Raw genomic sequence first — 23,556 nt, 5'->3', positions numbered from 1 at the left:
TTTAAATTGGTGAGAGACCTCACCTGATGAGGAGGAATTCACAGTATTTTTGAAAAAACGTAAGTGTAATGCTTGCGTTTTTTCTTTGTAATGATGAGACGTCACAGAATAGACATAATTTGTCGTTGTTATAGTAATATCGAAATTTGTCAATTTATAGCAGGAGATTTACAAAGGGATTTTCAGGAAAGTAGAGAAAATCTTTTTATAAGGAAAACTTTTTATGATGAAACTGGTAGGGTGATTGAAGTGATTAGGGAGATCGAAATAGAAGATGCATCATCATTTTTGCAATTAAGTAAGCAATTAGATGAAGAAACGAAGTTTATGTTATATGAACCAGGAGAAAGAAAAACTACAGCTGAGCAACAAGAAAAAATGATCCATCGCTTTATAGAAAATGAATATGCAACAATATTTGTAGCAGTTGAAGATGAGAGGATAGTAGGTTTTATATTAGTGAATGGAAATAACATTCAAAGAAAGAGGCATGTGGCAACCATTGTAATTGGTATTTTACAAGAGTATAACGGGCGAGGTATTGGGACGAGATTGTTTAAAGAGGTTGAGAAGTGGGCAAAATTACATGATGTATGGCGTTTAGAATTAACAGTAATGGCCCACAATACAAGAGCTCAGGCACTATATAAAAAAGCTGGATTTGAGAAAGAAGGTGTCAAAAAAGCTGCTCTTATTATCGATGGAAAGGGCATCGATGAGTATGAAATGGCCAAATTATTAAAATAAGAGGTCGTTATATGAAAAAAAGATGGGCACTACTTGGTATTGTAGCTGCAATAATTATTATTGGAGTAGCAGGAATCAATTATAAAATGTATAAGGATAAGCAGGCGCGGGAAGTAAGTGTAAATAGCATATTTCCGAAAGCGAAAGAAACGATTGCTAATATGGATGGGGATATTGCGGTAATTAATAATCCGAATTCAATGCTTGTACTTGTAAATAAAAGTAGGCGTTTACCAGATGGGTATAGACCGCCAGATTTAGTTATTCCGAAAGTGCGCTACTCTAGTGAAGGTGATCAAGAAAAGAAAAAGATGAGAAAAGAGGCAGCGAGGGCGCTTGAGGATATGTTTCAGCAGGCTGATAACGAGCGTATTTTTCTTTTTGCAGTTTCTGGATTTAGATCTTTTGATCGACAAAAAGCATTAAATACGATGTATAAAAAACAAGACGGGGAAGCAAAAACAGCAATGTCTAGCGCGGTTCCTGGCACAAGTGAGCATCAAACTGGACTAGCTATGGATATTACGTCTCAATCTGCTAAATTTCAGTTAGAGACAGTTTTTGGGGAAACGAAAGAAGGTCAGTGGCTTTCTGAAAATGCCCATAAATTTGGTTTTGTGGTTCGATACACAAAAGCGAAAGAAACGATTACGGGCTATCGGTATGAACCATGGCACGTAAGGTATGTGGGAAATCCACAAGCTACATATTTGTATGATAATCAACTGACACTTGAAGAAGTAACAGAGTGAACAATTGAGGGGAGAGACGTACAATGACGATGTTATATAAGAAAAAAGTACATGCATATATTACAAGAGAACAAGAGGGGGGTATGCAATTACTTGTTTTTAAACATCGTGATATACATGAAGCTGGTATTCAAGTGCCAGGGGGAACGGTTGATGAAGGTGAAACGTTAGAAGCTGCTATATTGCGTGAAGTACAGGAAGAATCCGGATTGCGTCATTTATGCATAGAGCGTTTTTTAGCAGATTACATTATACATATGAAAGAAAAACAGGAGTATGAAAAACGCCACTTTTTCCATGTAACTTTACTAACAGATGTAAAGGATACTTGGGAACATATTGTAAGTGCTGGTGAGGAAGATAAAGGATTAGTATTTTGCTACGAATGGGTTGATATTGCAAAATGCCCTGAATTAGCTGGAAAACAAGGTGAGTTTTTACATTTATTAGATGAAGTATACGCACAGTAATGTAAGAGTCTGAAGCGAAGGTTAATCCGTTTCAGACTTTTTTTATTTTTCGGGAAATTAAAGGTGTTTAAATAAGGATATTGAATTTCTTTAAAGGGATATTAATTTAGGATGTGTTGAGATGAAAAATTGAAAAAGTAAGGGGTATATGCTAAAAAAAGTTCATATAAGGGAGAATATAAATGGAAATTCAGTTTAATCCAATCTTAAAAAAGGAATTAACAATTCAAGATATTCAAAATGAAATGGAATCTGGAAAGCTAACTTCAAAAGAGCTAGTGATGTATTATCTCTATAGAATCGCAAAGTATGATCAAGACGGGCCGAAAATTAATTCAATTTTAGAAATCAATCCAGATGTTATTTTTATTGCAGAAGCGTTAGATTATGAAAGAAAGATAAACGGCGTAAGGGGACCATTGCATGGAATACCTGTTTTGCTTAAGGATAATATTGAAACGAATGACTTCATGCATACAAGTGCAGGTACAATAGCTCTAGAACAAAATATAAGCAGTGAAGATGCATTTCTCGTTACTAAACTGCGAGAAGCAGGGGCAGTGATAATAGGAAAAACGAATATGACAGAATTAGCAAATGCAATGTCTTTTGACATGTGGGCTGGATATAGTGCAAGAGGTGGTCAAACAATCAATCCATATGGAACTGGCAAGGATCATATGTTTGTTGGCGGATCTAGTACAGGATCTGCAATAGCAGTTGCTGCTAACTTTACAGTAGTATCTGTTGGGACAGAAACCGATGCTTCTATTTTGAGCCCCGCTGTTCAAAATTCTGTAGTAGGTATTAAACCGACTGTCGGTTTAATTAGTCGTAGAGGAATTATTCCATTTACTTATTCGCAAGATACAGCTGGACCATTTGCTAGAACGGTAACCGATGCTGCTATTTTGCTAGGAAGTTTAACTGGAGTGGATGAGAAAGATGTAGTTACTCACAAAAGTGACGGTAGGGCATATCGGGATTATACATCTTACCTTGATGCAAATGGTTTAAATGGAGCGAAGATTGGTGTGTTTAACGATGCACCAAAAGATTATTACGAAAATGGTGAGTATGATGAAATCTTGTTTAAGGAAACGATCCAAGTATTACGTAATGAAGGAGCGACAGTAGTAGAAAATATTGATATTCCTTCTTTTCATAGAGAATGGAGCTGGGGAGTTCCGCTTTATGAGCTGAAGCATAGTTTAGATAACTATCTTTCTAAATTACCTTCTACTATCCCGGTACATTCTATTTCGGAGTTAATGGAGTTTAATAAAAACATAGCAGAAAGAGCTTTAAAATATGGACAAACTAAGTTAGAGGGAAGAAAAGATTTTCCTAATACGTTACGAAATCCAGAATATTTAAATGCGAGATTAGAAGATATATATTTTTCTCAAGAACAAGGCATTGATTTTGCATTGGAAAAATATAATCTTGATGCGATACTGTTTCCTTCCTATATAGGTTCTACTATATGTGCGAAAGCGGGTTATCCGTCTATAGCAATACCGGCAGGGTATATGGAAAGCGGGAGGCCTTTTGGAATTACCATTGCAAGCACTGCCTTTAGTGAAGGGATATTAATTAAATTAGCTTATGCTTTTGAACAAGCGACAAAGCATAGAAAAATCCCCAACTTATCATGAATAGAATAAACAAAGAGGACAGGAATCCCTGTCCTCTTTGTTTTAGTGATTAAATTGAAATATCGTTCTGCTCTGTCTTATGATATTTTAATAAACTAAAAGATAAACAAGCGGAACATAAAATAAGAATAGAAGCGATGATATAAATTGTACGAACACCGAACATATCAGTAATAATGCCAATGCTAAGCATAGATAGTCCAGAGGCTGTTGAAAGAAGTGCGCCATGTGCTGTATACATTTTTGATAATAAAGAAGGGGCGACACTTGATTGTAAAACAGTCGTTTGGGAAATATCTCTAATTTGATAACATGGTCCCATTAGAACACATAGAAAAAGCGCAATAAATCCGCAATAAATCCGCTGCTTGTCATACCATATAAAAATGTAAGAATGCTAAATATAAGAGAGCCAATCGACATAGATCGTATTAAATTGTTTTGAATATAGGAACTCATTTTCCAGGCTAATAGACCACCGATTAACGTGCCAACATAATAACTTGTATTAATATATCCCCACCATTCTTCGCCCTTATGAAGGATAGTCGTAACGTATGCCATCGTAATAGCGCCAATCCATATTGTCCCTGCGAAAGTTTCGATTAAGTCCATATATGTAACGGTACGGAGAGAAGGATTTTGAAATAGGAGTTTCCAACCTTCCAATAAAACAGTACTTTTGGAAGCGGGAGAATCTGCTATTCTTTCAGTATGTATGGAACGTAATGAAAAATGTAATGCAATGCATCCGAAAATCATTAAAATGTTATTAATCATGATTGTAGAAGTAGCGCCAATGAGAAGAACGACAATACTCGTAAATGAATAAGCAACGGCTTGCACAATTTGTGTTGAAAAGGAAAAGATACTATTTACTTTTACTAATTTTTCTTTCGGTGTAAGGCGCGGAAGAATACCGTATAATAATGGAGCACTCCACCCGCTACATAATGAAATGACAAAAATAAAAGTTAATAGAGCTATAATGTTTGTGGATAAGACCGGGAACAAAATCATTAATAATAGTAAAAAGACTGTTTTCAACCATTGGAGCGTATATAACAGCGTATAAGATGGAAAACGATTTATTATAAGTGGTGCAGAGATGTTAGCAATTAGATTTGTGATAACTTGTAATAATGGAAAAAGAGCAGTAATAGTAGCTGATTTAGTTGCTATATAAATATGAGTTGTAATAATCATTACATATACGATGTCAGCGAGAGTAATGCATATTTTGGAACCTAAATAGTAGATTAGTGACAGGTTTCTCAATAAGAATATCACCTCTATAAAAAATAGTATTTAGTAATTGTAATAATTGTAATTTAAAAATTAAAATTTTTAAAGAATTTAATTTTTTGTCACTTTTTGAAAGGGATTTTCATGTATAATGAAGAATATATTGATATAGTATTATATTAATGATCATTGTAACAGTGAATATGTACAATAGCTTGTAGCAAACGCCCAAGTGTAAGAAAGGGCGGATAAACCATTCTTTTCTTCATATACATATAGAAAATGAGAAAGAAAGTGAGGGTTGCATATGGCTGCTTGGGTAATTTGGTTTATAATAGCTGGTATTTTATTTATCGCGGAAATGTTGTCGATTACATTTTACATGCTTTGGCTTGGAATTGGAGCTGTTGTCGGAGGTCTTATTGCTTTGTTTGCTCCTGATGCACTACTGTTACAAGTTACTGTTGGTGCAATTGTAAGTTTAACTTTGACATTCTTTACGAAAAGAATTTCAAAAAACTTTCGAGAAGCAAAAGGTTTTACTGATACAGTAGATATGCTTGTTGGTAAAAGAGGGATTGTTATGCAAGCGATTACAAATGAAGCGAATGGTATTGTGAAGGTGGATGGAGATACTTGGACAGCTATTGCAGATTCTTCAATTGATGCTGGAGAAAAAGTCGTTGTTATAAAGAGGCATAGTACTATATTACAAGTGAAAAAGGAGAGTGAATAAATATGGTAGCATTAACGTTAACGATTATATTCGCACTAATTGTAGTTACATTTATCGCATTAACAATTAAAATTATTCCTCAGCAAAAAGTTGGGGTTGTTGAAAGATTTGGTAAGTTTCAACGTATAATGCACCCAGGGTTAAATATTTTAATACCAATTGTAGATCGTGTTCGTGTATATCATGACTTACGCATTCAACAAACGAATGTACCACCGCAAAAGGTAATTACGAAAGATAATGTTCAAGTAGAGATTGATACAATTATTTTCTATCAAATTGTTGAACCAGAACTTGCGACATATGGTATTTCAAACTATGAATATGGTGTTCGTAATATTACTTCAGCAACGATGCGTCAAATCATCGGTAAAATGGAACTGGATGAAACGTTATCTGGTCGTGAAAAAATTTCAACAGAAATCCGCTTAGCGCTTGATGAAGCAACAGAAAAATGGGGCGTACGTATTGAACGTGTCGAAGTTGTTGATATTAACCCGCCAAAAGATGTGCAAGCATCAATGGAAAAACAAATGAAGGCTGAGCGTAATAAACGTGCGATTATTTTAGAAGCTGAAGCAGCAAAACAAGATAAAGTCCTTCGCGCTGAAGGGGAAAAGCAAAGTAAAATCTTGATGGCTGAAGGGGATAAAGAAGCGCGTATTCGCGAAGCTGAAGGTATAAAAGAAGCAAAAGAATTAGAAGCACAAGGGGAAGCACGAGCAATTGAAGAAATTGCAAAAGCAGAACAAAATCGTATTGAATTGCTTCGTGAAGCAAATTTGGATGAGCGTATACTTGCTTACAAATCATTTGAATCATTAGCTGAAGTTGCAAAAGGACCAGCAAATAAAGTCTTTATTCCGTCTAATGCAATTGAAACACTTGGTACTCTTGGGGCAATTGGAGAAATATTTAAAGAAAAACAAGCGAAGAAACTACTTTCAAATGATACAGGAAAAGAACAATAAAAGTGAGGAAGAGAAATGGTATACCATTTCTCTTTTTTTTGTGCGTATATTCTGAAAAACTTGTACATATCCATGTATAAAGAAGGTGATGCAGTGAAAAAGTATGCAACTCGAATACATGGGAAGAAACTGATTTCGTTACTCCTTTTATATGCGCTAATAGTAATTATGATAGCGTCGATTTTGACGTCATTTTTACATACAATGAAATCGAATTATGCAAATCAATGGTTTGGAAAAGTATCGATGCAAGGTTTTGTTCAAATGATAGAAAGTGAGAATCGCTATTACGGATTTGATTATTTTAAGAAGAATAAAAGAGAGTCAGTTGGGAATTTAATGTTCTCTATCGCGACAGATTTGAAAATTAAAGATTTAAGAACATTCGTCGGTAAAGAAGTACCTGGTATGTCAAAGTATTATTCTAATATTATCGTAGCTGGGGAAGGGACAAACTTGACGAATATCCCAAATGAATCTAGTGTACCGATTGAAGAAGTAACGAAAGAACGGGAAATAGCAAAAGATAAAGTTACAGAAGCAGAAAAGAATAATCCGGTTCAGAAAAAGAACGGAGCGAAAAAAGGTGAAAGTGCAGTATATATTTATCATACACATAGCTGGGAATCCTTCTTTCCATTATTACCAGGGGCAACTGATCCATCTAGCCCAGATGTAAATGTGTCTTTACTAGGGAAACGTATGAAAGAGCAACTTGAAGGACAAGGAATTCCGGTAGTTCATGATAAAACGAATATGGGTGATTTATTAGCGAGTAAAAAGTGGGTATGGTATCAGTCATATAAAGCGTCTCATGAATATGTAAAAGAAGCATTAGCACAAAATAATAAAATTGCGTTTCCGATTGATATACACCGTGACGATCAGCGTAAGAAAGTAACAACAAAAGTAATTAACGGAAAATCGTATGCAAGATTATATTTTATAATTGGGATGGAAAATGAAGGCCGTGCTGAAAATGAAAAAATTGCAAGAGCGATCAATGGTTATTTAGATGAAAACTATTACGGATTAAGTAGAGGGATTTTTCCAAAGTATAAAAAAGATGGAAATGGCGTTTATAATCAAGATTTATCGAAAAATGCGATGTTAATTGAAGTTGGTGGTGTTGATAATACGTTAGATGAATTATATAACACAATTGATGTGTTAACAGAAGCGTTTAGTAAATATTATTGGAATGATGCGGAAAAAGTGAATGGATGAGGGACGTGAGACCGTTCCTTTTTTATTTTGGAATCTTAAAATGTGATATAATGGAATTTTGTGAATGTTAAATAAAGGGAGAGAGAAACATGCAAATACTACTAATACGCCACGGAGAATCAGAAGCTGATATTTTACATGTGCATGAAGGTCGAGCTGATTTTGAGTTAACTGACAAAGGGAGACAACAAGTACAAAGACTTGTACAGAAAGTGAAAAAAGATTTTTCACCAGATTTCATTTGGGCAAGCACATTAAAACGCGCTCGTGAAACGGGTGAAACATTAGCAGAAGCAATTGGTTGTCCCATTCAATTAGAAGAGGAATTAATGGAGTTTAATAATGGAGTGCAAGCAGGCTTATCATTTGAAGAAGCAAAGAAATATCCAGAGCCAAAGTTTCTTCATGATCGTTTTGAAAACGGGGAATCGTTTATTGAGTTTCGAATGAGAATAGAAGGAATCTTTTCTAAAATCTTGACAGAGAATACATATGACCGAATTGCAATTGTTGCCCATGGAGGCGTAATTAATAGTCTATTACGTGCATTTTTCAAAATGCCAATTTCAATGGACTACTATTTCAAAATGGGAGATACGGGAATAAGTTTAATTGAAATTGAGGGTGAACAAAAAACGGTGCATTTCATTAATGATACGAATCATTTGGACGGGATGTAAAGACTTATGTACAAAGTTGTATTTTTCGATGTTGACGGTACGTTATTAAGTGAGATTGATAGAAGCATGCACGAAAGTACAAAAGAAGCGGTACAAAGATTAATAGATAAAGGAATTCACGTAGTTGTTACAACTGGAAGACCATATAGTTTATGCTCACAATTTAAGGAACTAGGTATAAATACGTTTATTTCAGCAAATGGTGCACATATAAAATGTGGGAAAGAAGTTATACATAAATCAGTACTTTCAAGCGAAATCGTTCATGATATTTCAAATTTTGCTGAATTACATGGTCACAGTGTTTCTTACTTTACAGAAGAATTTGCAATGAATAATATTGCTTCCAAAGATGAACGTGTCATGCGAGCGTTAAATGAAACTTTAAATTTAGAGCAGTATCCTGACAAAGTTAGAAACTTATCAGATGAGATGTATTGCATATGTCTGTATGCTGATGATACAGAAGCTCAAAAATTCATTGAAAGATATCCAGCACTTACGTTTGAGCGTTTTCATGGTTACGTTATAAATGTATTGGAAGATAGTAAAGTATCGAAGCTAACTGCAATTCAAAAAGTATTGGAACATTTAAATATTAGTAAATCAGAAGCCATTGCCTTTGGCGATGGTGGAAATGATATTGAAATGTTGCAGTATGTAGGATTAGGAGTTGCGATGGGAAATGGTGGAGAGGAGTTGAAGAGAAGGGCTGATTTCGTTACAACGAAGGCGAGTGAAGGCGGAATTTCTTATGCGTTAAAGAAGTTGCGCATTATTTAAAACTAATAGTTAGTCAGTGTGAAAAATCCTGTTTTAATAATGGCTTTTGTTAATATGTATACTGTTTTAGGGAATTATTTGAGCTCTCCTACTTACAATTTAACTGCAGAACAAATCCTTTATTTTCGCTTAGCAGGGCTGTTTGGTATGTTGCTGTCACCACTTGCAGGTCGTTTAACAAAGAGGTTTGAAGTAAGGAAAGTTCTTCAAGGAGGATTGTTGATTGCTATTTTTAGTCTAAGTTCAATGGGCTTTGTTTCGTATCTATCTCTACTTGTAATGATGAGTGTCTGTTTTGTAATAGGTATTGCTATATCCGTTCCGTCTTTAGTTTCTCTTGTAGGTCAATTAGGAGGGAAAGCAAGGGGAATAGCAGTATCTATTTATACTTTTATTTTATTTTTAGGTACTAGTATAGGACCTATCATTTCTATTTATCTTATGAAAATAGGCGGTTATGCTCAAACATTTATTTTATTAGGAATGATACTTTTTATTGGTTTTGTAGCTTCTCTATTTATAATTAATGAATGAGTGGAAAATCACTCAAATAAAGGAATGCGAGGATCTTTCATATGCTCGCATAATAAAATATGAATTTGTCCACGATGATGATAAAAGTGTGCAACGATTTCAAGTAACCATTCAAAGCGCGAATAAGAAATACCCCAATAGGCAGTCATAACTTCTGCTAATTCTATTTGGGAGTAGGAAAGAAATGTTTTAGAGAGAAGGTTGTATCCTTCAATCATCGTTTGTTGCATGTGAGCAACTGTTACGGGCGTATGTTCTATATAAAAGGTATGTAATTCTTTTTCTGAAATACCATTTAAAATGAGTAAATCAGCATGACAAATAAGAGAAAGATGTGCACACATTTCAAATAATGATCGTTTTGAGTGAATCGGTTGTATTTTTAAATCGTTTTCACTATATTGGTTAAGCATATAAATAGAAGTATCAATAGCAACTTTTAGTTGATGCAATGCAGATTGAACAAACATTGTAATTCTCCTCGTCTCCGTATATAATAGTTTCTTGAGGATATTATATCATACTCAAAATTCCGAAAATTCTAGTAGTTTGACTAGCATAATGAAAAGTATTATATTGTAAAAGGTCATATGAAACGTGAAATAGAATGGAATGCAATTATTGAGTTAGGAGTTAGACCAATGAGTTTGAAATATGGAAGAGATACAATTGTAGAAATTGACTTAAATGCTGTAAAACATAATGTAAAAGAATTTAAAAAACATGTAAATGATGAAGAAATTAAGATGATGGCTGCTGTAAAAGCGAATGGGTATGGCCATGGGGCAGTTGAAGTTGCCAAAGCTGCAATTGAAGCGGGAATACATCAACTTGCAGTTGCATTTGTAGATGAAGCAATAGAATTAAGAGAAGCAGGAATTACTGTACCAATTTTAATTTTAGGATACACACCAGTAGCGGCTGTAGAAGATGTAATTCAATATGACGTTATGATGACTGTTTATAGAGTAGAAGATTTACATGGTATAAATGAAATTGCAAACCGTCTTCAAAAGAAAGTACAAATTCAAGTGAAAATTGATACAGGAATGAGTCGTATCGGTTTACAAGAAGAAGAAGTTAAACCATTTTTAGAAGAATTAAACCGTATGGAGTATGTAGAGGTAGTAGGGATGTTTACGCATTACTCTACGGCAGATGAAATCGATAAATCATATACGAATATGCAAACAAGTTTATTTGAAAAAGCTGTTAATACAGCGAAAGAATTAGGAATTCAAATACCATATATTCATAGTTCAAATAGTGCGGGATCAATGGAATTAAGTAACACATTTCAAAATATGGTACGCGTTGGAATAGGAGTGTACGGTATGTATCCATCAAAAGAAGTGGATCATTCAGTCGTTTCTTTACAGCCTGCGTTGTCGTTAAAATCAAAAGTAGCTCATATTAAACATGCGAAGAAGAATCGTGGTGTAAGTTATGGGAATACGTATGTAACAACTGGTGAAGAATGGATTGCGACTGTACCAATTGGTTATGCTGATGGTTATAATCGTCAATTATCTAATAAAGGCTATGCGTTAATTAATGGGGTTCGAGTACCTGTTATTGGCCGTGTTTGTATGGATCAGTTAATGTTGGATGTTTCAAAAGCGATGCCAGTACAAGTAGGAGACGAAGTAGTATTCTACGGTAAACAAGGTGAAGAAAATATCGCAGTAGAAGAAATAGCGGATATGTTAGGTACAATAAACTATGAAGTTACATGTATGCTAGATAGAAGAATTCCGCGTGTCTATAAAGAAAATGACGAAACAACTGCAGTTGTAAATATATTAAGAAAAAACTGAATCATTTCGATTCAGTTTTTTTATTCATATCAAATGCGAATATACCCTCGTTATGTAATACGGAGTAAACTTTGCGAGACACACTTTTTAGTTCAACTAAATTAAACTATCACCGGCAGAGATGACCAGTCCCGCAACAAAGATCTAATATACGAGAGTAGGGAAGAGCATCTTGTAAAACGAGGCTGGATGGGAGTATTCAACAAAATGTCCCCAATGTTTATTATAGATGTCTGCTAAAATATCATAATTAGAATAAATTGTTTTGTTAACATATGTATTCACCTAAAAATTCATTAAATTATAATAGTCATGCCTCGTTTTAATTTCAAAACCACATTGTGTATATAGTTTTAAAGCGTGGATATTTTTCGTTTCGACGTCTAATTCAATTGTTGAAACTCCTTCTGTAATAAGGGTATGTACTATATTACAAAGAATATCTTTTCCGTATCCTTTACCTTGATAAGAAGGATGAACGGCGAATCCTGATAGTGTAGTAGATTGCTCTTGTTTAGAAACTGTAATTGTTCCTATCACTTTTTCAGCAATAAGGGCACTGTAAACTTGATGGGAAGATGAATTCATCATTTTTTGTAACCATGTAGTCGTATTTTCTACTGAATCACCAAAAGCTTTACTAGAAATTTTAATAAGATCAAGAAGTGATTCTGAAGGTGCAAGAGTAAGCTGTATATTATTATCTGTTGTTTTTTGAATTTCGTTTGTTTTGCACTCCATACTATATTCACTATATAAATATGGTAACTTCATATGTTTTACAAATTCATTCCCAGAAATAGAATCCCCATTAATAATAAGAAGAGCTTCATCTGTCTCTCTATTTTGTATTTCTTTCATTGCAGTTTGTAAAAGGATAGTTCCGAAACGTTGTTTTCTAAAATGAGGATGTACAAAGCCTATTAGTTCAAGCTTTGTTGGTCTTTCGAAATCATACATATTTAAAGCGCCAATTAATTGAGTACCGTTATAAAGAAGAAAATCGTTTATATAATCTTCATTTCGATTTTTTAAAAAGTTGATATGTAAATCTGAAGAGTAATCAAGATTGTCTTGTTGCCCACAAATATAAGCCAAATCCTTCATTTGCTGTATTTCACTTTCTGTTACAGAACGCTTTTTCTGAATATCCATTGTATATTCCCTCTCATTCGTATTTAAAAATAGGATGGGTGACTTAACCATTTTTTTAATTCCACATTACCTTGCACAGATAACAGTCGGTATAAATAACGATAAGGCTGTCTATATTCTTCTAAGTGAGGAATAGACATAATTGTTTCGTAACCACTTTTAAAGGCATGTGCTTCTTTTTCGGTAAGTACATATTCTAGTCCGATAAAATCAAGTTCTCGCGGAGCAACAGCGTAAGCTTCACTATCTACTAAACCCGTAATAGTTGTACCGTCAGATAAAAATTGAGTAGGATCCATATCAATTAAGACGAGTGTAGATTCCTTTGGTACGGACAGGGAAGAAAGTTGTGATTCAAAGGTAGGGAATGCATTTTTTATGCTTTCATCATCGGAATAAAACATATTCACAAGCTCTTTACTCACGTTTAAAATATGTGATTGGAATTCATCTAGTGGAACTTGGAACGTGCCTGACGGATTTCCTATGAAATCGGCTTTAAATTTATGTATTTCTGCAAGTCCTTTTCCTAGGCTGAATAAAATAGAATCTGGTTGCTCGATAAAAGATTGAACTGTGTTACCTACTAACTTTTCGACCACCACAAATTCACGGCTATTTAAAACATGTTTTTCTAATATTGTTGGGATAGGAAGATTCGTATGTTCTTGCAGCAATGGATGTACAGTTTCTAAATGATGGACGTTCCTTGGATCAATTCCAAATAGATTTTTACATCCCCACCAAAAATCATTATTTGGTTCTTCATTCATTTTAGAAGCACGAACGATAACTTCTGTATCTTCTGTTTGAACGAGAAAAACATCACTTGCATGATCTTCATAACCTGGGTGCAAGGCTTGAACGGATAGAATAGGTGAATTGAATAGTTGTTGTAACATGAAAAGACTCCTTTTTCTGTAAATTCCATAAATTCATTATATAACAGATGATGAGTTATGAGGATAAAGATAAAAAGATTGAAAGCATACTTACATTTATAGTGAAAACTCATTAAAAATATTATATTTCTCTATTTTTGTATGAATTGTCTAAAAATAATGGTGGTAATACTTGAATGTAAGACTCGTATCTTTAAATCTATGAAGAGTAAAAGTAAAATTAAGCATTCATTTATAAGATTGTGAATCACAATAATGTAGACTATAGAAAATATTTCTCAATAATAAAATGAAGAGAAAAGCATGAAGAAGTAGAATGCATTCATTTATAATAGACTTAAATTAATTAATATAATTAATTGTTAATTTTATTATATTAATTGGATAGGAGAGAATGTTATGGCAAATGTACTCGTAATAAATTTTCCTGGGGAAGGTCATATTAATCCGACTTTAGCTGTTGTAAGTGAGTTAATTCAGCGAGGGGAAACAGTTGTTTCTTATTGTATTGAAGATTATAGAAAGAAGGTTGAAGCAACAGGTGCGGAATTCCGAGTGTTTGAGAATTTTCTCTCTCAAATTAATATTATGGAACGAGTAAATGAAGGTGGGAGCCCTTTGACGATGCTATCTCATATGATTGAAGCATCAGAGCGTATTGTTACTCAAATTGTAGAAGAAACAAAAGAGGAAAAATATGATTATTTAATATATGATAATCATTTTCCAGTAGGACGTATTATAGCGAATATTTTACAATTACCAAGCGTTTCATCCTGTACAACGTTTGCTGTTAATCAGTACATTAATTTTCATGATGAGCAAGAAGCGAGACAAGTAGATGAAATGGATCCATTATATCAATCTTGTTTAGCGGGAATGGAAAGATGGAATAAGCAGTATGGAATGAAATGTAATAGTATGTATGATATTATGAACCATCCTGGTGATATTACGATTGTATATACTTCAAAAGAATATCAGCCACGTTCAGAGGTATTTGATGAATCGTATAAATTTGTAGGTCCATCAATTGCTACTCGAAAAGAAGTGGGGAGTTTTCCTACCGAAGATTTAAAAAATGAAAAAGTGATTTTCATTTCTATGGGAACAGTTTTTAATGAACAACCTGCTTTGTATGAAAAATGTTTTGAAGCGTTTAAAGATGTTGATGCGACAGTCGTATTAGTCGTTGGTAAGAAGATAAATATAAGTCAATTTGAAAATATCCCGAAAAACTTTAAGTTGTATAATTATGTCCCGCAATTAGAAGTTTTACAGCATGCTGATGTATTCGTGACACATGGTGGTATGAATAGTTCGAGTGAAGCGTTATATTACGGTGTTCCATTAGTTGTAATTCCGGTAACAGGAGATCAGCCATTCGTTGCAAAACGATTGACTGAAGTAGGGGCAGGAATAAGACTTAATCGCAACGAGTTAACTTCTGAATTGTTACGTGAGACTGTAAAGAAAGTAATGGAGGATGTGACGTTTAAGGAGAATAGTCGTAAAGTGGGAGAGTCGCTTAGAAATGCCGGTGGATATCAAAGGGCAGTTGAGGAAATATTCAAATTAAAAATGAAGCCGTACGTAAAGATTAAATAGATGTTAAAAACACACTTACTTTTAATTTGTAAGTGTGTTTTTAGTATTACGCGTTACATGTGTTACATAAAAATAGCGATAAAGGAGAAACTTTTGTGTATATAAATCGATACCTTTGAATTAGTAGTAAAATTACGTTAAAATAATACTAAGAAAATATATAAGTTTTGGGGGTAATGAATGAAGAAAGTATTTGAATACGTATTATTAACAATTGGCTCAATTATAGTAGCAGGTTCATTAGAGCTTATTTTAGCACCTAATGGATTAGTAGATGGCGGGGTAACGGCTATTGCTATTATGGCAAATAAAGTTGCAGGATTGCCGCTTTATGGTGTGTTCTTAGGAATTAATATCCCAATTTTATTATTTACTGCAAAAGTAATGGGAAAGAAATTTTTTATCCGTACATCTTATGCGAATGTAGTTACAACACTCGGATTAATTTATTTAAAACCATTTCCAGCAATTACGACTTCTGAGTTATTAATTGTACTTTATGGTGGAGTACTGTTTGGAATTGGTGTTGGGATTGTTGTTAAAATGGGTGGAGCAATTGACGGTTCGGAAATGTTAGCAGTTTGGATGAATAAACACTTTAATGTACCGATTAGTACATTTTTACTTGCAGTAAATGCAGTTATTTTCATCTTTGTTGCCATTTTATTTTCAATCGAACAAGCGATGTTCTCATTAGCAATTTTCTATATTGTTACGAAGATGATTGATTTTATATTAGATGGTATTAATCAAGGTAAGAGCGTTATGATTATTTCTGGTAAGAATAAAGAAATAGGCGATTTACTTATGAAAGAATTGCAACTATCTGTTACGTATCTACATGGAGAAGGTGGTTTTTTAGGGGAGCATAAGAGAATCATTTATTGCATTACAAACCGATTCATTTATCCGAAAATGAAAGATCTCGTTCTCTCTGTAGATCCAGCCGCTATAATCGAAGCTTCCTATTCAACAGAAACGACTGGTGTGAAACGTCCGGGAAGGAAAGCTAGGTCAGGTGAATAACTAGAAGAAGGCTGTCCAAAAAGTTATTTTGGAACAGCCTTCTTTTTTATTTTGTTGAATTGTTAACATGTTACAAGTTAAATCCACTGTTAAAAAGTTTCCTTGCAACTAGGAAACCAAGCGTCTTTTAATAATGTAGCCAACGTTTCAATTTTATTTTCTGGAATACTACCAAAGCCGAGTAATACGTATGATTCCTTACGTAAATCATTCACGAAATTATATGGAGAAAGTGGGTATAATTTAACGCTTTGTTTTTTAGCGGATTCAATCAGTTCATTTTCATTCATACTGTTATGGACACATAAAACAATATGAAGTCCGGACTGTTCGCCAAGAATTTGAACATTAGCCCCCATTTCTTTCATAATGGATTTTACTAACGCATGATGTTTTCTTTTATATAGTGTACGACTCCGATTAAGGTGACGTTCCCAATTCCCGCTTTGTATAAAGTTAGCAAAAGCAAGTTGTTGTATTGTAGCGACTGTTTGTTTGAAAATTCCATGCAGTTCTTGATATGTTTTTAAAAGGTGTGGTGGTAAAACAACATATCCCATTCGTAAAGAAGGTAAAAAAGATTTTGAGAAAGTCCCCATATAAATAACGCGTTCATTTGAATCAAGACTTTGTAAAGAAGGAATCGGCTTACCAGCGTAGCGAAACTCTCCATCATAGTCATCTTCAATAATGTATCCGTTGCAATCATTAGCCCACTTTAACAATTCTAATCTTCTAGATAAAGGCATAATAATCCCGAGTGGAAATTGGTGTGATGGTGTAACGTATGCGACATTGGAATTTGTATTGTATAAACTAGAAATATCAATACCTTTTTCATCCAATGGTATGGGATGAATTTGTCTATCACAGCTTTTAATGATTGCGTGTATACGGTGAAATCCAGGGTTTTCAATGCCGTATTCTTTTGTAGGGCCAAGCAGTTGAAGTAGTAGCCAGAGAAGTGGCTGCGTTCCGGCGCCAATCACAATTTGATCAGGTGAAGAATGGACACCGCGAGAATGATATAAATATGTTGATATATGCTCTCGAAGAGCGAATTCACCTTGAGGGTCTTCTTTGGCAAATAGTGCATTTTCGTATGTAAGTATGGATTCTTGTAATGCTCGTTTCCAATTTGTAATCGGAAATGCATTTTGATCAATAAGTCCTTGGCTACAATCATATTCAAATTTTTCGTCTATCAAATTGCTCGTCTTCTTTGCTGCATTTGGCTTTTTATTTGGGATAACGTCAATATCGAAATTTGCTACAAAAATACCACGTTTCGGTTTACTTTCTACATAACCTTCAGCTAATAATTGTTGATAAGCTGATTCAACAGTAATGCGGCTAATATTAAATTGTGATGCTAAATTTCTGTGTGAGGGTAGACGTGTGCCGACAGAAATAGTCCCTTGTATAATTTCAGCTTTTATATATTCGTAAATTTGCAAGTAAATAGGTGTGTTACTTTGTAATTGCAATGGGATAGTAAAATCCATATAAAACTCTCCTTTAAAACTGGCCTTATAAAAAACACTTAAACTGTCACTTAAGTGAAGGGCAGTTACTTTCTATAATAATGATATAACATTTAGAAAATTAAATAAATATTTAGAGGAGAGTTAAAAATGAATGTTAAAGAAGTAGTAACAGAAGAGCAATTACATGAAGTATTACCTGTTTTACAGCAATTACGAATGAAACTTTCAAAAGAGGAAACAAGCTCTTTATTTCGAAATATGAAAGAAGAAAATTATAAACTATTTTCGCTGCGTAAGGAGAATGATGAAGTTGTTAGCCTTGCAGGTGTAGCGATTTGTACGAACTTTTATAATAAGAAACACGTTTTCGTATATGACCTTGTAACAGCAGAAGCACATCGTTCAAAAGGACATGGGAAAGTATTACTTTCGTATATAGAGAACTGGGGAAAGGAAAACGAATGTGAGTCTATCGTCCTCACGTCAGCATTTTCAAGAATTGATGCTCATCGTTTTTATGAAAGAGAAGGGTATGATAAGGTGAGTTATTCTTTTCATAAAGAATTATAAAAAATAAGAAGAAGTTGTCCCGCAAAAGTTGGGAACAGCTCCTTCTTATTTTTTCAGTTATTATTAAACCGTAAATAGGTTGTAAGTTATGGTATATGTATTTGAAAAGGTTATATAGTGTATTTTGTCGAATTGTTTTAATTTAATAAAGAGAATGATTGGAGCGCTTATACTTGAAAAAAATAAAAAAACTATCAATCCCTAATGATGCTAGAGTTATCGTCATATCGGATATTCATGGAGAATTAAATCTTTTAAAAGAAGCACTACATAAAGTTAACTTTAAAGATGAAGATTATTTAATTATTAATGGAGATCTTTGCGAGAAAGGACGAGATAGTGTAGGCGTAGTAAACTACCTTATGAATCTTGTAAAGAACAATTCAAAGGTTCACGTTGTTGAAGGGAATTGTGAAGTTTTAGTTGATGCTCTTCTAAATGAAAATCCTGGTCTTATTAATTATTTATGTACGAGGAAGCATTCAATTTTTAATGAATGGCTAGAGCAATTGGGTTTTTCAGTTCATGAGGGCACTTCAATTCGTGAAGTGAAAGAAGCATTGTTAAGTGAATTTTCACAAGAACTATATTGGCTAACAGAGTTGCCAACAGCGATTGAAACAGAAGATTATATTTTTGTGCATGCCGGTCTAGAAGATAGAGTAGATTGGAAAGAAACTGAGCGCAAAAATGCGATAGCAATGCCGGAGTTTTTCAATCAATCACATAAAGCAAATAAGTATGTAATAGTCGGTCATTGGCCTGTCGTGAACTATTCTGAAGAAGCACCGTCTAATAATCCAGTTATTGATAAGGAGAAAAAAATTATTGCAATTGATGGAGGAAATGCAATTAAAGAAGCAGGGCAATTAAACGTATTTATTATTCAGAGGAAACAAACGGGCGATACGTTTTCTTATACATATGTAGACTATTTTCCAGAGTACGAAGTAATAGCGGATTTTAATGCGAATTCAGAAATGCAGGGCGGAGTGACATATCCGTATTATTACATAGAGCCTATCGAGAAGATGCAAGATTACACCGTATGTAAACAAAAGGAAACGAATAATGTGCTCACTGTAAAAAATGAATATATGAAACAACTTAAGTCAGGTGAATATACAGTGAAAACCGATATTTCTTGTGCGCAAATAAGCGTTAGGAAGGGAGATATCGTTTCTCTCATTGATGATAGCTGTTCAGGATATGATTTAATTAAAAAAGATGGCGTAGAGGGTTGGATAGAGAAAGGGATTTTAGTTGAGATAGAAAAAGTGAAAAATAAAACATTAAGCTGAAATAGGAGGGATATAACCTCCTATTTTTTTAAAGGAGTAGATTGCTTGCTGTCTTTAATAAGTAAATAAATCGTACTCGGCAGAATGATAAGTGTCATTCCTAAAAGAATTGCTAGTATGCCATAACCTCTATAGGGAGCAGAAACGATAAAAGGAAGTATCGCTAAAAAAATACCTGCTATCATCATTGAAATACTACTAATATTTGAAGCTCTTTTTTCAAGGTGCTTATCATTCCATTCTAATGAAACGGTTGATTTAGTCGTATCAATTTTGGAACTGAAATAACCTATTAATATAAATAAAAGCCCTAATGCTAAAAATATGAAATGATCAAGAGGAAGTGAAAAGCCAAGAGCAATGAGGGCGATGACAATATCGACAAAAAATAAGAATAGTAACATTGTGTTGCCGATCCAATGGAGAAATTTCTGGTTATTCGCTGCTTTAGATAAAGCTAAAAATACAAAGAATAAGAAGGAACATATAATTATATTTACGATTACAAAAGTGCTTTTATCCATTGTTGATGTAGGCGTTCCATTGAAGTCCCATTTCGTAACAATATTTGATGGTAAGAAGAAATATAGAATAATATTTGTCGTAATAATAGTGAGAAATAAAGCAATACTAAATCGATTATTCACTAAATCACCAGCTTTCTAAATCAATAATTGGTATCTAATAACAAAATTATACAATATAATAAATGATATTAGTTTTGATTTTTCTGAAAAAATATTATAATTATATATGAAATAAAGAGGAATGCAGGAGGGAATTATGCAAAACGTTATATTAAAGGGGAAGAAAGTTACAATTCGTACAATAGAAGAATCAGATATAAAAACATTATGGAATATCGTATTTAAAGAAGAAAGTCCAGAATGGAAGAAATGGGATGCGCCATATTTCCCGTTCTCAATGCAAGAATACTCTTCCTATAAAGAGAAGGTGCAAACTCGTTTGCAAGAAGAACCACTGTCAAATTTAATTATAGAAAATAACGGTCAAATTATAGGGACGGTCGGATTTTATTGGGAGCATAAACCGACGCGTTGGCTGGAGATGGGAATTGTTATTTATAATCCAACTTACTGGAATGGTGGATACGGTACAGAAGCGTTAACGTTATATCGAGATTTATTATTTGAAAAGATGGAAATTGGTAGAGTAGGGCTCACGACTTGGTCTGGTAATGAACGAATGATGAAAGTAGCGGAGAAAATAGGAATGAGCTTAGAAGGTAGAATGCGAAAGTGTCGTTATTATAACGGAACATACTATGATTCTATTCGAATGGGCATGATTCGTGAAGAATGGGAAGCGCTATGTGTAACGAAGGGGTGAGAAAGATTGTACGCTATTATTGCTACATTTGATCGTGTGTTTACTCATAAAATTACAGAACTGCAAAATGAATTAACAAATGTAATTGGAACAAATCAATTAGCTGGAGTAGAACCTCATATAACGATTGCGGATTATAATGAGTTAGATGTTCATTTGTATACGGAGAAACTAGGGGAGTTTGTAGCTATTCAAGAAAATATAGACGCAGTAACTTTTCCTTCTGTTGGAATTTTTCCTACTAATGGAACGGTCTTTCTAGCGCCGACTGTTACCCATGAATTGTTAAAACTTCATTATTCTTATCATGATTATTTTAAAACTTTTCATGACAACCCAAATTCATATTACGTACCGGGAAAATGGGCTCCGCATTGTACAATTGCAAATAGATTACATACAAAGCAGTTTTTAAGTGTAATGGAATATATTTATGGAAAGTTTAATTTTGCAACAGCTTCAATTGAGAAATTAAAATTAATTAAGGTGAATTATGAAAATGGTTTTGCCGTTTCTTCTAGTATATTAGCAGAATATAATTTAAAGAGAATGGAGACATCGAGATGACATATATAATTAGAGAAATGAAGCAAGAAGACATTCACGCTGTACAATCAGTAGCAAAAATAGCTTGGCATGATACATATGAAGGCATTATTCCGAGAGAAATTCAAGATAGTTTTTTAGACGAGGCATATTCTGATGAAAAAATGAAATATCGTCTTAAAAATACGCATTTATTCGTTGCGGAAGAAGAGGGTGAAGTAATAGGGTTTGCGAACTTTTCACCTGTTAGACTACAAAACGAAGCGGAATTAGGTGCGATTTATTTGTTACCAGATCAGCAAGGAAAAGGGATCGGAAGTGCTTTATTACAAAAAGGAATTAAAGCATTAAATGGGATACGGAAATTGTACATACATGTAGAAGCAGCAAATGAAAAAGGAAAACGCTTTTATGAAGCGAAAGGTTTTGCTGAATTAGAGCAATTTGAAGAAGACTTTGAAGGACATATGATGCAGACAGTAAGGATGGTTTTATACGTATAAGGAGAACTAGTAATGAAAATTTTTGATTTTAGTGAAAAAGTAGGAAAGCACCTATCAGTATTTCAATCTAATTTCATCATATCGAAAATATTAAACCATCGAGGAAATATACATATCGGTGCTATGCATTTACACGAGAATGGAATCATCGGTAATCATGAAGCAGTTGTATCTCAACTGCTTCTTATTGTGGACGGGACAGGATATGTATGTGGAGTAAATAAAGAAAAGATAAAGATAGAGGCGGGACAAGCTGTGTTTTGGGAAAAGGGAGAGCTCCATGAAACAAGTACAGAACACGGATTAACGGCAATTGTTATGGAAGCGGAGAATCTTGAACAAGCGATAGTAATGCCTATTATTCAAGGGGAGTTGTGAAAAATGATAATTAAGGCGAATCAAGAAGATACCAATGAAATATTAAAATATGCGGCTCAATCGCTTTTTGAAGGGACGAGAGGCAATTGTCAATTAAGTACCAAGAAAGCAATTGAGATTACAAAGCCGATTGTAGAAAAAGGAGCATACTATTTAATTATTAAAGAAGAAAATAAAGTAATGGGATGGATATTAATAGGGGAAAATACAGACTATTTTTCTCGTGAAAAACTTGGATTTATATATGAATTGTACGTTTTCCCAAAATATCGGGGGAGAGGATTATCGCGAGAACTGATGGAAGCTGGTATTAAGGAATTAAAGGAGAAGTATTCAGAAATTCGGTTGAATGTATTTGCTGGGAATTTTGCAAAAGAGATGTACGAAGAGTTTGGGTTTGTTGAAAGGCAGGTAATTATGACTTTGAAGTGAGTATTATAGTCTGAATGGGAGAAAATAATGATTTAGTGGCTACTTTCTCGCTGGGATTTAAAGTGAATAAGTCCCTATAAATATATAAAATAGATGGTTTGCCTTTATTTTATAGTAGATTTATAGAGTGTGCTTAAAAAACAAATAAATTAGCATTATACAATATATCGTTATTATAGTAAAAGAGAAATTTTGGAAAAATATCATTTTTTTGTTTAGAAATTTTTAAATTATTGATATAATCAATTTGTAGAATTGATTATTGGTTAATTTTACTATTTTTTAATTTTAAGGGGGATTTAATAATGGCAGGACAAATTCGTATGTCACCAGAGGAGCTTAAATCGAAAGCTACTCGATATGGACAAGGTGCAAATCAAATTGAGGACATTTTACGTCAACTACAAAACTTACAAAATGAATTAAGAGGAGAATGGGAAGGTCGTGCTTTCGAAGGTTTTGACCAACAGTTCAATCAATTAAAGCCAAAAGTACAAAACTTCGCACAGCTATTACAAGAAATTAATATGCAGCTTAATAAAACTGCAGAAGCTGTTGCTAGACATGACGAAGATCTTTCTCGTAATTTCGGTCTACAATAAGACAGATAAAAAGAAATATATAATTTAGCCATGCAACCATACGTTGTATGGCTAAATTACTTTAAAACTAGAGTAA

Annotated in this window: 25 protein-coding genes and 3 pseudogenes; 21 read left to right on the top strand and 7 right to left on the bottom strand. The window is 33.7% G+C overall.

Annotated features, from left to right (window positions below):
- Positions 1–249: 249 nt before the first annotated feature.
- The 4 genes from M1D66_RS16950 to M1D66_RS16935 all read left to right on the top strand — a co-directional run bounded on the left by M1D66_RS16950 (position 250) and on the right by M1D66_RS16935 (position 3,627).
- Positions 250–747, top strand: coding sequence for a GNAT family N-acetyltransferase (locus M1D66_RS16950; protein ID WP_000617576.1), 498 nt, complete (start codon positions 250–252; stop codon positions 745–747).
- 11 nt (positions 748–758) lie between these two features.
- Complete coding sequence (locus M1D66_RS16945) at positions 759–1,499, top strand: M15 family metallopeptidase (protein WP_000747647.1); 741 nt, start codon at positions 759–761, stop codon at positions 1,497–1,499.
- A gap of 23 nt (positions 1,500–1,522) precedes the next feature.
- Entirely contained in the window at positions 1,523–1,969 is a 447-nt protein-coding gene (locus M1D66_RS16940) for an NUDIX hydrolase (RefSeq protein WP_242554642.1), read from the top strand.
- Between the two features lie 182 nt (positions 1,970–2,151).
- On the top strand, positions 2,152–3,627 hold the full coding sequence (locus M1D66_RS16935) for an amidase family protein (RefSeq protein ID WP_242554641.1): 1,476 nt from the start codon (positions 2,152–2,154) through the stop codon (positions 3,625–3,627).
- A gap of 49 nt (positions 3,628–3,676) precedes the next feature.
- On the opposite strand, the pseudogene M1D66_RS16930 reads toward M1D66_RS16935, so the two are convergent.
- Positions 3,677–4,905, bottom strand: a pseudogene (locus M1D66_RS16930) (MFS transporter).
- A 274-nt stretch (positions 4,906–5,179) separates the two neighbouring features.
- Here M1D66_RS16930 and M1D66_RS16925 point away from each other — a divergent pair.
- The 6 genes and pseudogenes from M1D66_RS16925 to M1D66_RS16900 all read left to right on the top strand — a co-directional run.
- Positions 5,180–5,608 carry an NfeD family protein gene (locus M1D66_RS16925; RefSeq protein ID WP_000741976.1) on the top strand — a complete coding sequence of 143 codons (429 nt, stop codon included), beginning with the start codon at positions 5,180–5,182 and terminating at the stop codon, positions 5,606–5,608.
- A 2-nt stretch (positions 5,609–5,610) separates the two neighbouring features.
- Positions 5,611–6,579 (top strand): SPFH domain-containing protein, encoded by a 969-nt coding sequence (locus tag M1D66_RS16920; protein ID WP_000226251.1) that lies wholly within the window; start codon positions 5,611–5,613, stop codon positions 6,577–6,579.
- A gap of 15 nt (positions 6,580–6,594) precedes the next feature.
- Entirely contained in the window at positions 6,595–7,806 is a 1,212-nt protein-coding gene (gene spoIIP / locus M1D66_RS16915) for a stage II sporulation protein P (RefSeq protein ID WP_324659052.1), read from the top strand.
- An 89-nt stretch (positions 7,807–7,895) separates the two neighbouring features.
- Positions 7,896–8,486 (top strand): histidine phosphatase family protein, encoded by a 591-nt coding sequence (locus M1D66_RS16910; RefSeq protein WP_001166439.1) that lies wholly within the window; start codon positions 7,896–7,898, stop codon positions 8,484–8,486.
- Positions 8,487–8,492: 6 nt separating this feature from the next.
- The gene (locus tag M1D66_RS16905; protein WP_000278975.1) at positions 8,493–9,269 is read left to right on the top strand and encodes a Cof-type HAD-IIB family hydrolase; all 777 of its coding nucleotides are present in this window, start codon (positions 8,493–8,495) and stop codon (positions 9,267–9,269) included.
- Between the two features lie 30 nt (positions 9,270–9,299).
- Positions 9,300–9,803 (top strand): annotated as a pseudogene (locus M1D66_RS16900) (MFS transporter); the annotation flags it as partial.
- 8 nt (positions 9,804–9,811) lie between these two features.
- Here M1D66_RS16900 and M1D66_RS16895 read toward each other — a convergent pair.
- Positions 9,812–10,273 carry a DinB family protein gene (locus M1D66_RS16895; protein WP_000498002.1) on the bottom strand — a complete coding sequence of 154 codons (462 nt, stop codon included), beginning with the start codon at positions 10,271–10,273 and terminating at the stop codon, positions 9,812–9,814.
- Positions 10,274–10,444: 171 nt separating this feature from the next.
- On the opposite strand from M1D66_RS16895, the gene alr reads away from it, so the two are divergent.
- Complete coding sequence (alr, locus tag M1D66_RS16890) at positions 10,445–11,620, top strand: alanine racemase (protein ID WP_021727885.1); 1,176 nt, start codon at positions 10,445–10,447, stop codon at positions 11,618–11,620.
- Between the two features lie 112 nt (positions 11,621–11,732).
- Here the strand turns inward: alr and M1D66_RS16885 are convergent.
- The 3 genes and pseudogenes from M1D66_RS16885 to M1D66_RS16875 form a co-directional block, all read right to left on the bottom strand.
- Positions 11,733–11,905: pseudogene (locus M1D66_RS16885) on the bottom strand (class I SAM-dependent methyltransferase); the annotation flags it as partial.
- Positions 11,906–12,775, bottom strand: a complete 870-nt coding sequence (locus M1D66_RS16880) for a GNAT family N-acetyltransferase (RefSeq protein WP_070183735.1) — start codon at positions 12,773–12,775, stop codon at positions 11,906–11,908.
- A gap of 23 nt (positions 12,776–12,798) precedes the next feature.
- Complete coding sequence (locus M1D66_RS16875; RefSeq protein ID WP_098518276.1) at positions 12,799–13,677, bottom strand: nitrate reductase; 879 nt, start codon at positions 13,675–13,677, stop codon at positions 12,799–12,801.
- A 399-nt stretch (positions 13,678–14,076) separates the two neighbouring features.
- On the opposite strand from M1D66_RS16875, the gene M1D66_RS16870 reads away from it, so the two are divergent.
- Both M1D66_RS16870 and M1D66_RS16865 read left to right on the top strand, forming a co-directional pair.
- Positions 14,077–15,285 (top strand): macrolide family glycosyltransferase, encoded by a 1,209-nt coding sequence (locus M1D66_RS16870; protein ID WP_097796442.1) that lies wholly within the window; start codon positions 14,077–14,079, stop codon positions 15,283–15,285.
- 180 nt (positions 15,286–15,465) lie between these two features.
- Entirely contained in the window at positions 15,466–16,311 is an 846-nt protein-coding gene (locus M1D66_RS16865; protein ID WP_000755125.1) for a YitT family protein, read from the top strand.
- Positions 16,312–16,400: 89 nt separating this feature from the next.
- On the opposite strand, the gene pdxR is transcribed toward M1D66_RS16865, so the two are convergent.
- Positions 16,401–17,816, bottom strand: a complete 1,416-nt coding sequence (gene pdxR, locus M1D66_RS16860; protein WP_242554640.1) for a MocR-like pyridoxine biosynthesis transcription factor PdxR — start codon at positions 17,814–17,816, stop codon at positions 16,401–16,403.
- Between the two features lie 129 nt (positions 17,817–17,945).
- Here pdxR and M1D66_RS16855 point away from each other — a divergent pair, with 129 nt between their 5' ends.
- The gene (locus tag M1D66_RS16855; RefSeq protein ID WP_098435055.1) at positions 17,946–18,368 is read left to right on the top strand and encodes a GNAT family N-acetyltransferase; all 423 of its coding nucleotides are present in this window, start codon (positions 17,946–17,948) and stop codon (positions 18,366–18,368) included.
- A gap of 173 nt (positions 18,369–18,541) precedes the next feature.
- Positions 18,542–19,669, top strand: coding sequence for a metallophosphoesterase (locus tag M1D66_RS16850; RefSeq protein ID WP_242554639.1), 1,128 nt, complete (start codon positions 18,542–18,544; stop codon positions 19,667–19,669).
- Positions 19,670–19,689: 20 nt separating this feature from the next.
- Here M1D66_RS16850 and M1D66_RS16845 read toward each other — a convergent pair whose 3' ends face one another.
- Complete coding sequence (locus M1D66_RS16845) at positions 19,690–20,316, bottom strand: DUF1648 domain-containing protein (protein ID WP_242554638.1); 627 nt, start codon at positions 20,314–20,316, stop codon at positions 19,690–19,692.
- Between the two features lie 136 nt (positions 20,317–20,452).
- Here M1D66_RS16845 and M1D66_RS16840 point away from each other — a divergent pair, with 136 nt between their 5' ends.
- The 6 genes from M1D66_RS16840 to M1D66_RS16815 all read left to right on the top strand — a co-directional run bounded on the left by M1D66_RS16840 (position 20,453) and on the right by M1D66_RS16815 (position 23,480).
- Positions 20,453–21,019, top strand: a complete 567-nt coding sequence (locus M1D66_RS16840; RefSeq protein WP_001181784.1) for a GNAT family N-acetyltransferase — start codon at positions 20,453–20,455, stop codon at positions 21,017–21,019.
- 6 nt (positions 21,020–21,025) lie between these two features.
- Positions 21,026–21,586: a 2'-5' RNA ligase family protein gene (locus M1D66_RS16835; RefSeq protein ID WP_242554637.1), complete on the top strand. Its 561-nt coding sequence runs from the start codon at positions 21,026–21,028 to the stop codon at positions 21,584–21,586.
- Entirely contained in the window at positions 21,583–22,068 is a 486-nt protein-coding gene (locus M1D66_RS16830; RefSeq protein WP_000221048.1) for a GNAT family N-acetyltransferase, read from the top strand. The genes M1D66_RS16835 and M1D66_RS16830 overlap by 4 nt, the downstream gene beginning before the upstream one ends.
- 12 nt (positions 22,069–22,080) lie before the next feature.
- Positions 22,081–22,446 carry a cupin domain-containing protein gene (locus tag M1D66_RS16825; RefSeq protein WP_242554636.1) on the top strand — a complete coding sequence of 122 codons (366 nt, stop codon included), beginning with the start codon at positions 22,081–22,083 and terminating at the stop codon, positions 22,444–22,446.
- A 3-nt stretch (positions 22,447–22,449) separates the two neighbouring features.
- Positions 22,450–22,878, top strand: coding sequence for a GNAT family N-acetyltransferase (locus M1D66_RS16820; RefSeq protein WP_000584245.1), 429 nt, complete (start codon positions 22,450–22,452; stop codon positions 22,876–22,878).
- A 305-nt stretch (positions 22,879–23,183) separates the two neighbouring features.
- Complete coding sequence (locus M1D66_RS16815) at positions 23,184–23,480, top strand: WXG100 family type VII secretion target (protein WP_000918601.1); 297 nt, start codon at positions 23,184–23,186, stop codon at positions 23,478–23,480.
- The last annotated feature ends 76 nt before the right edge of the window (positions 23,481–23,556 follow it).

The organism is Bacillus sp. PK6-16, assembly GCF_056530295.1.
This window is presented reverse-complemented; position numbering and strand designations above follow the sequence as displayed.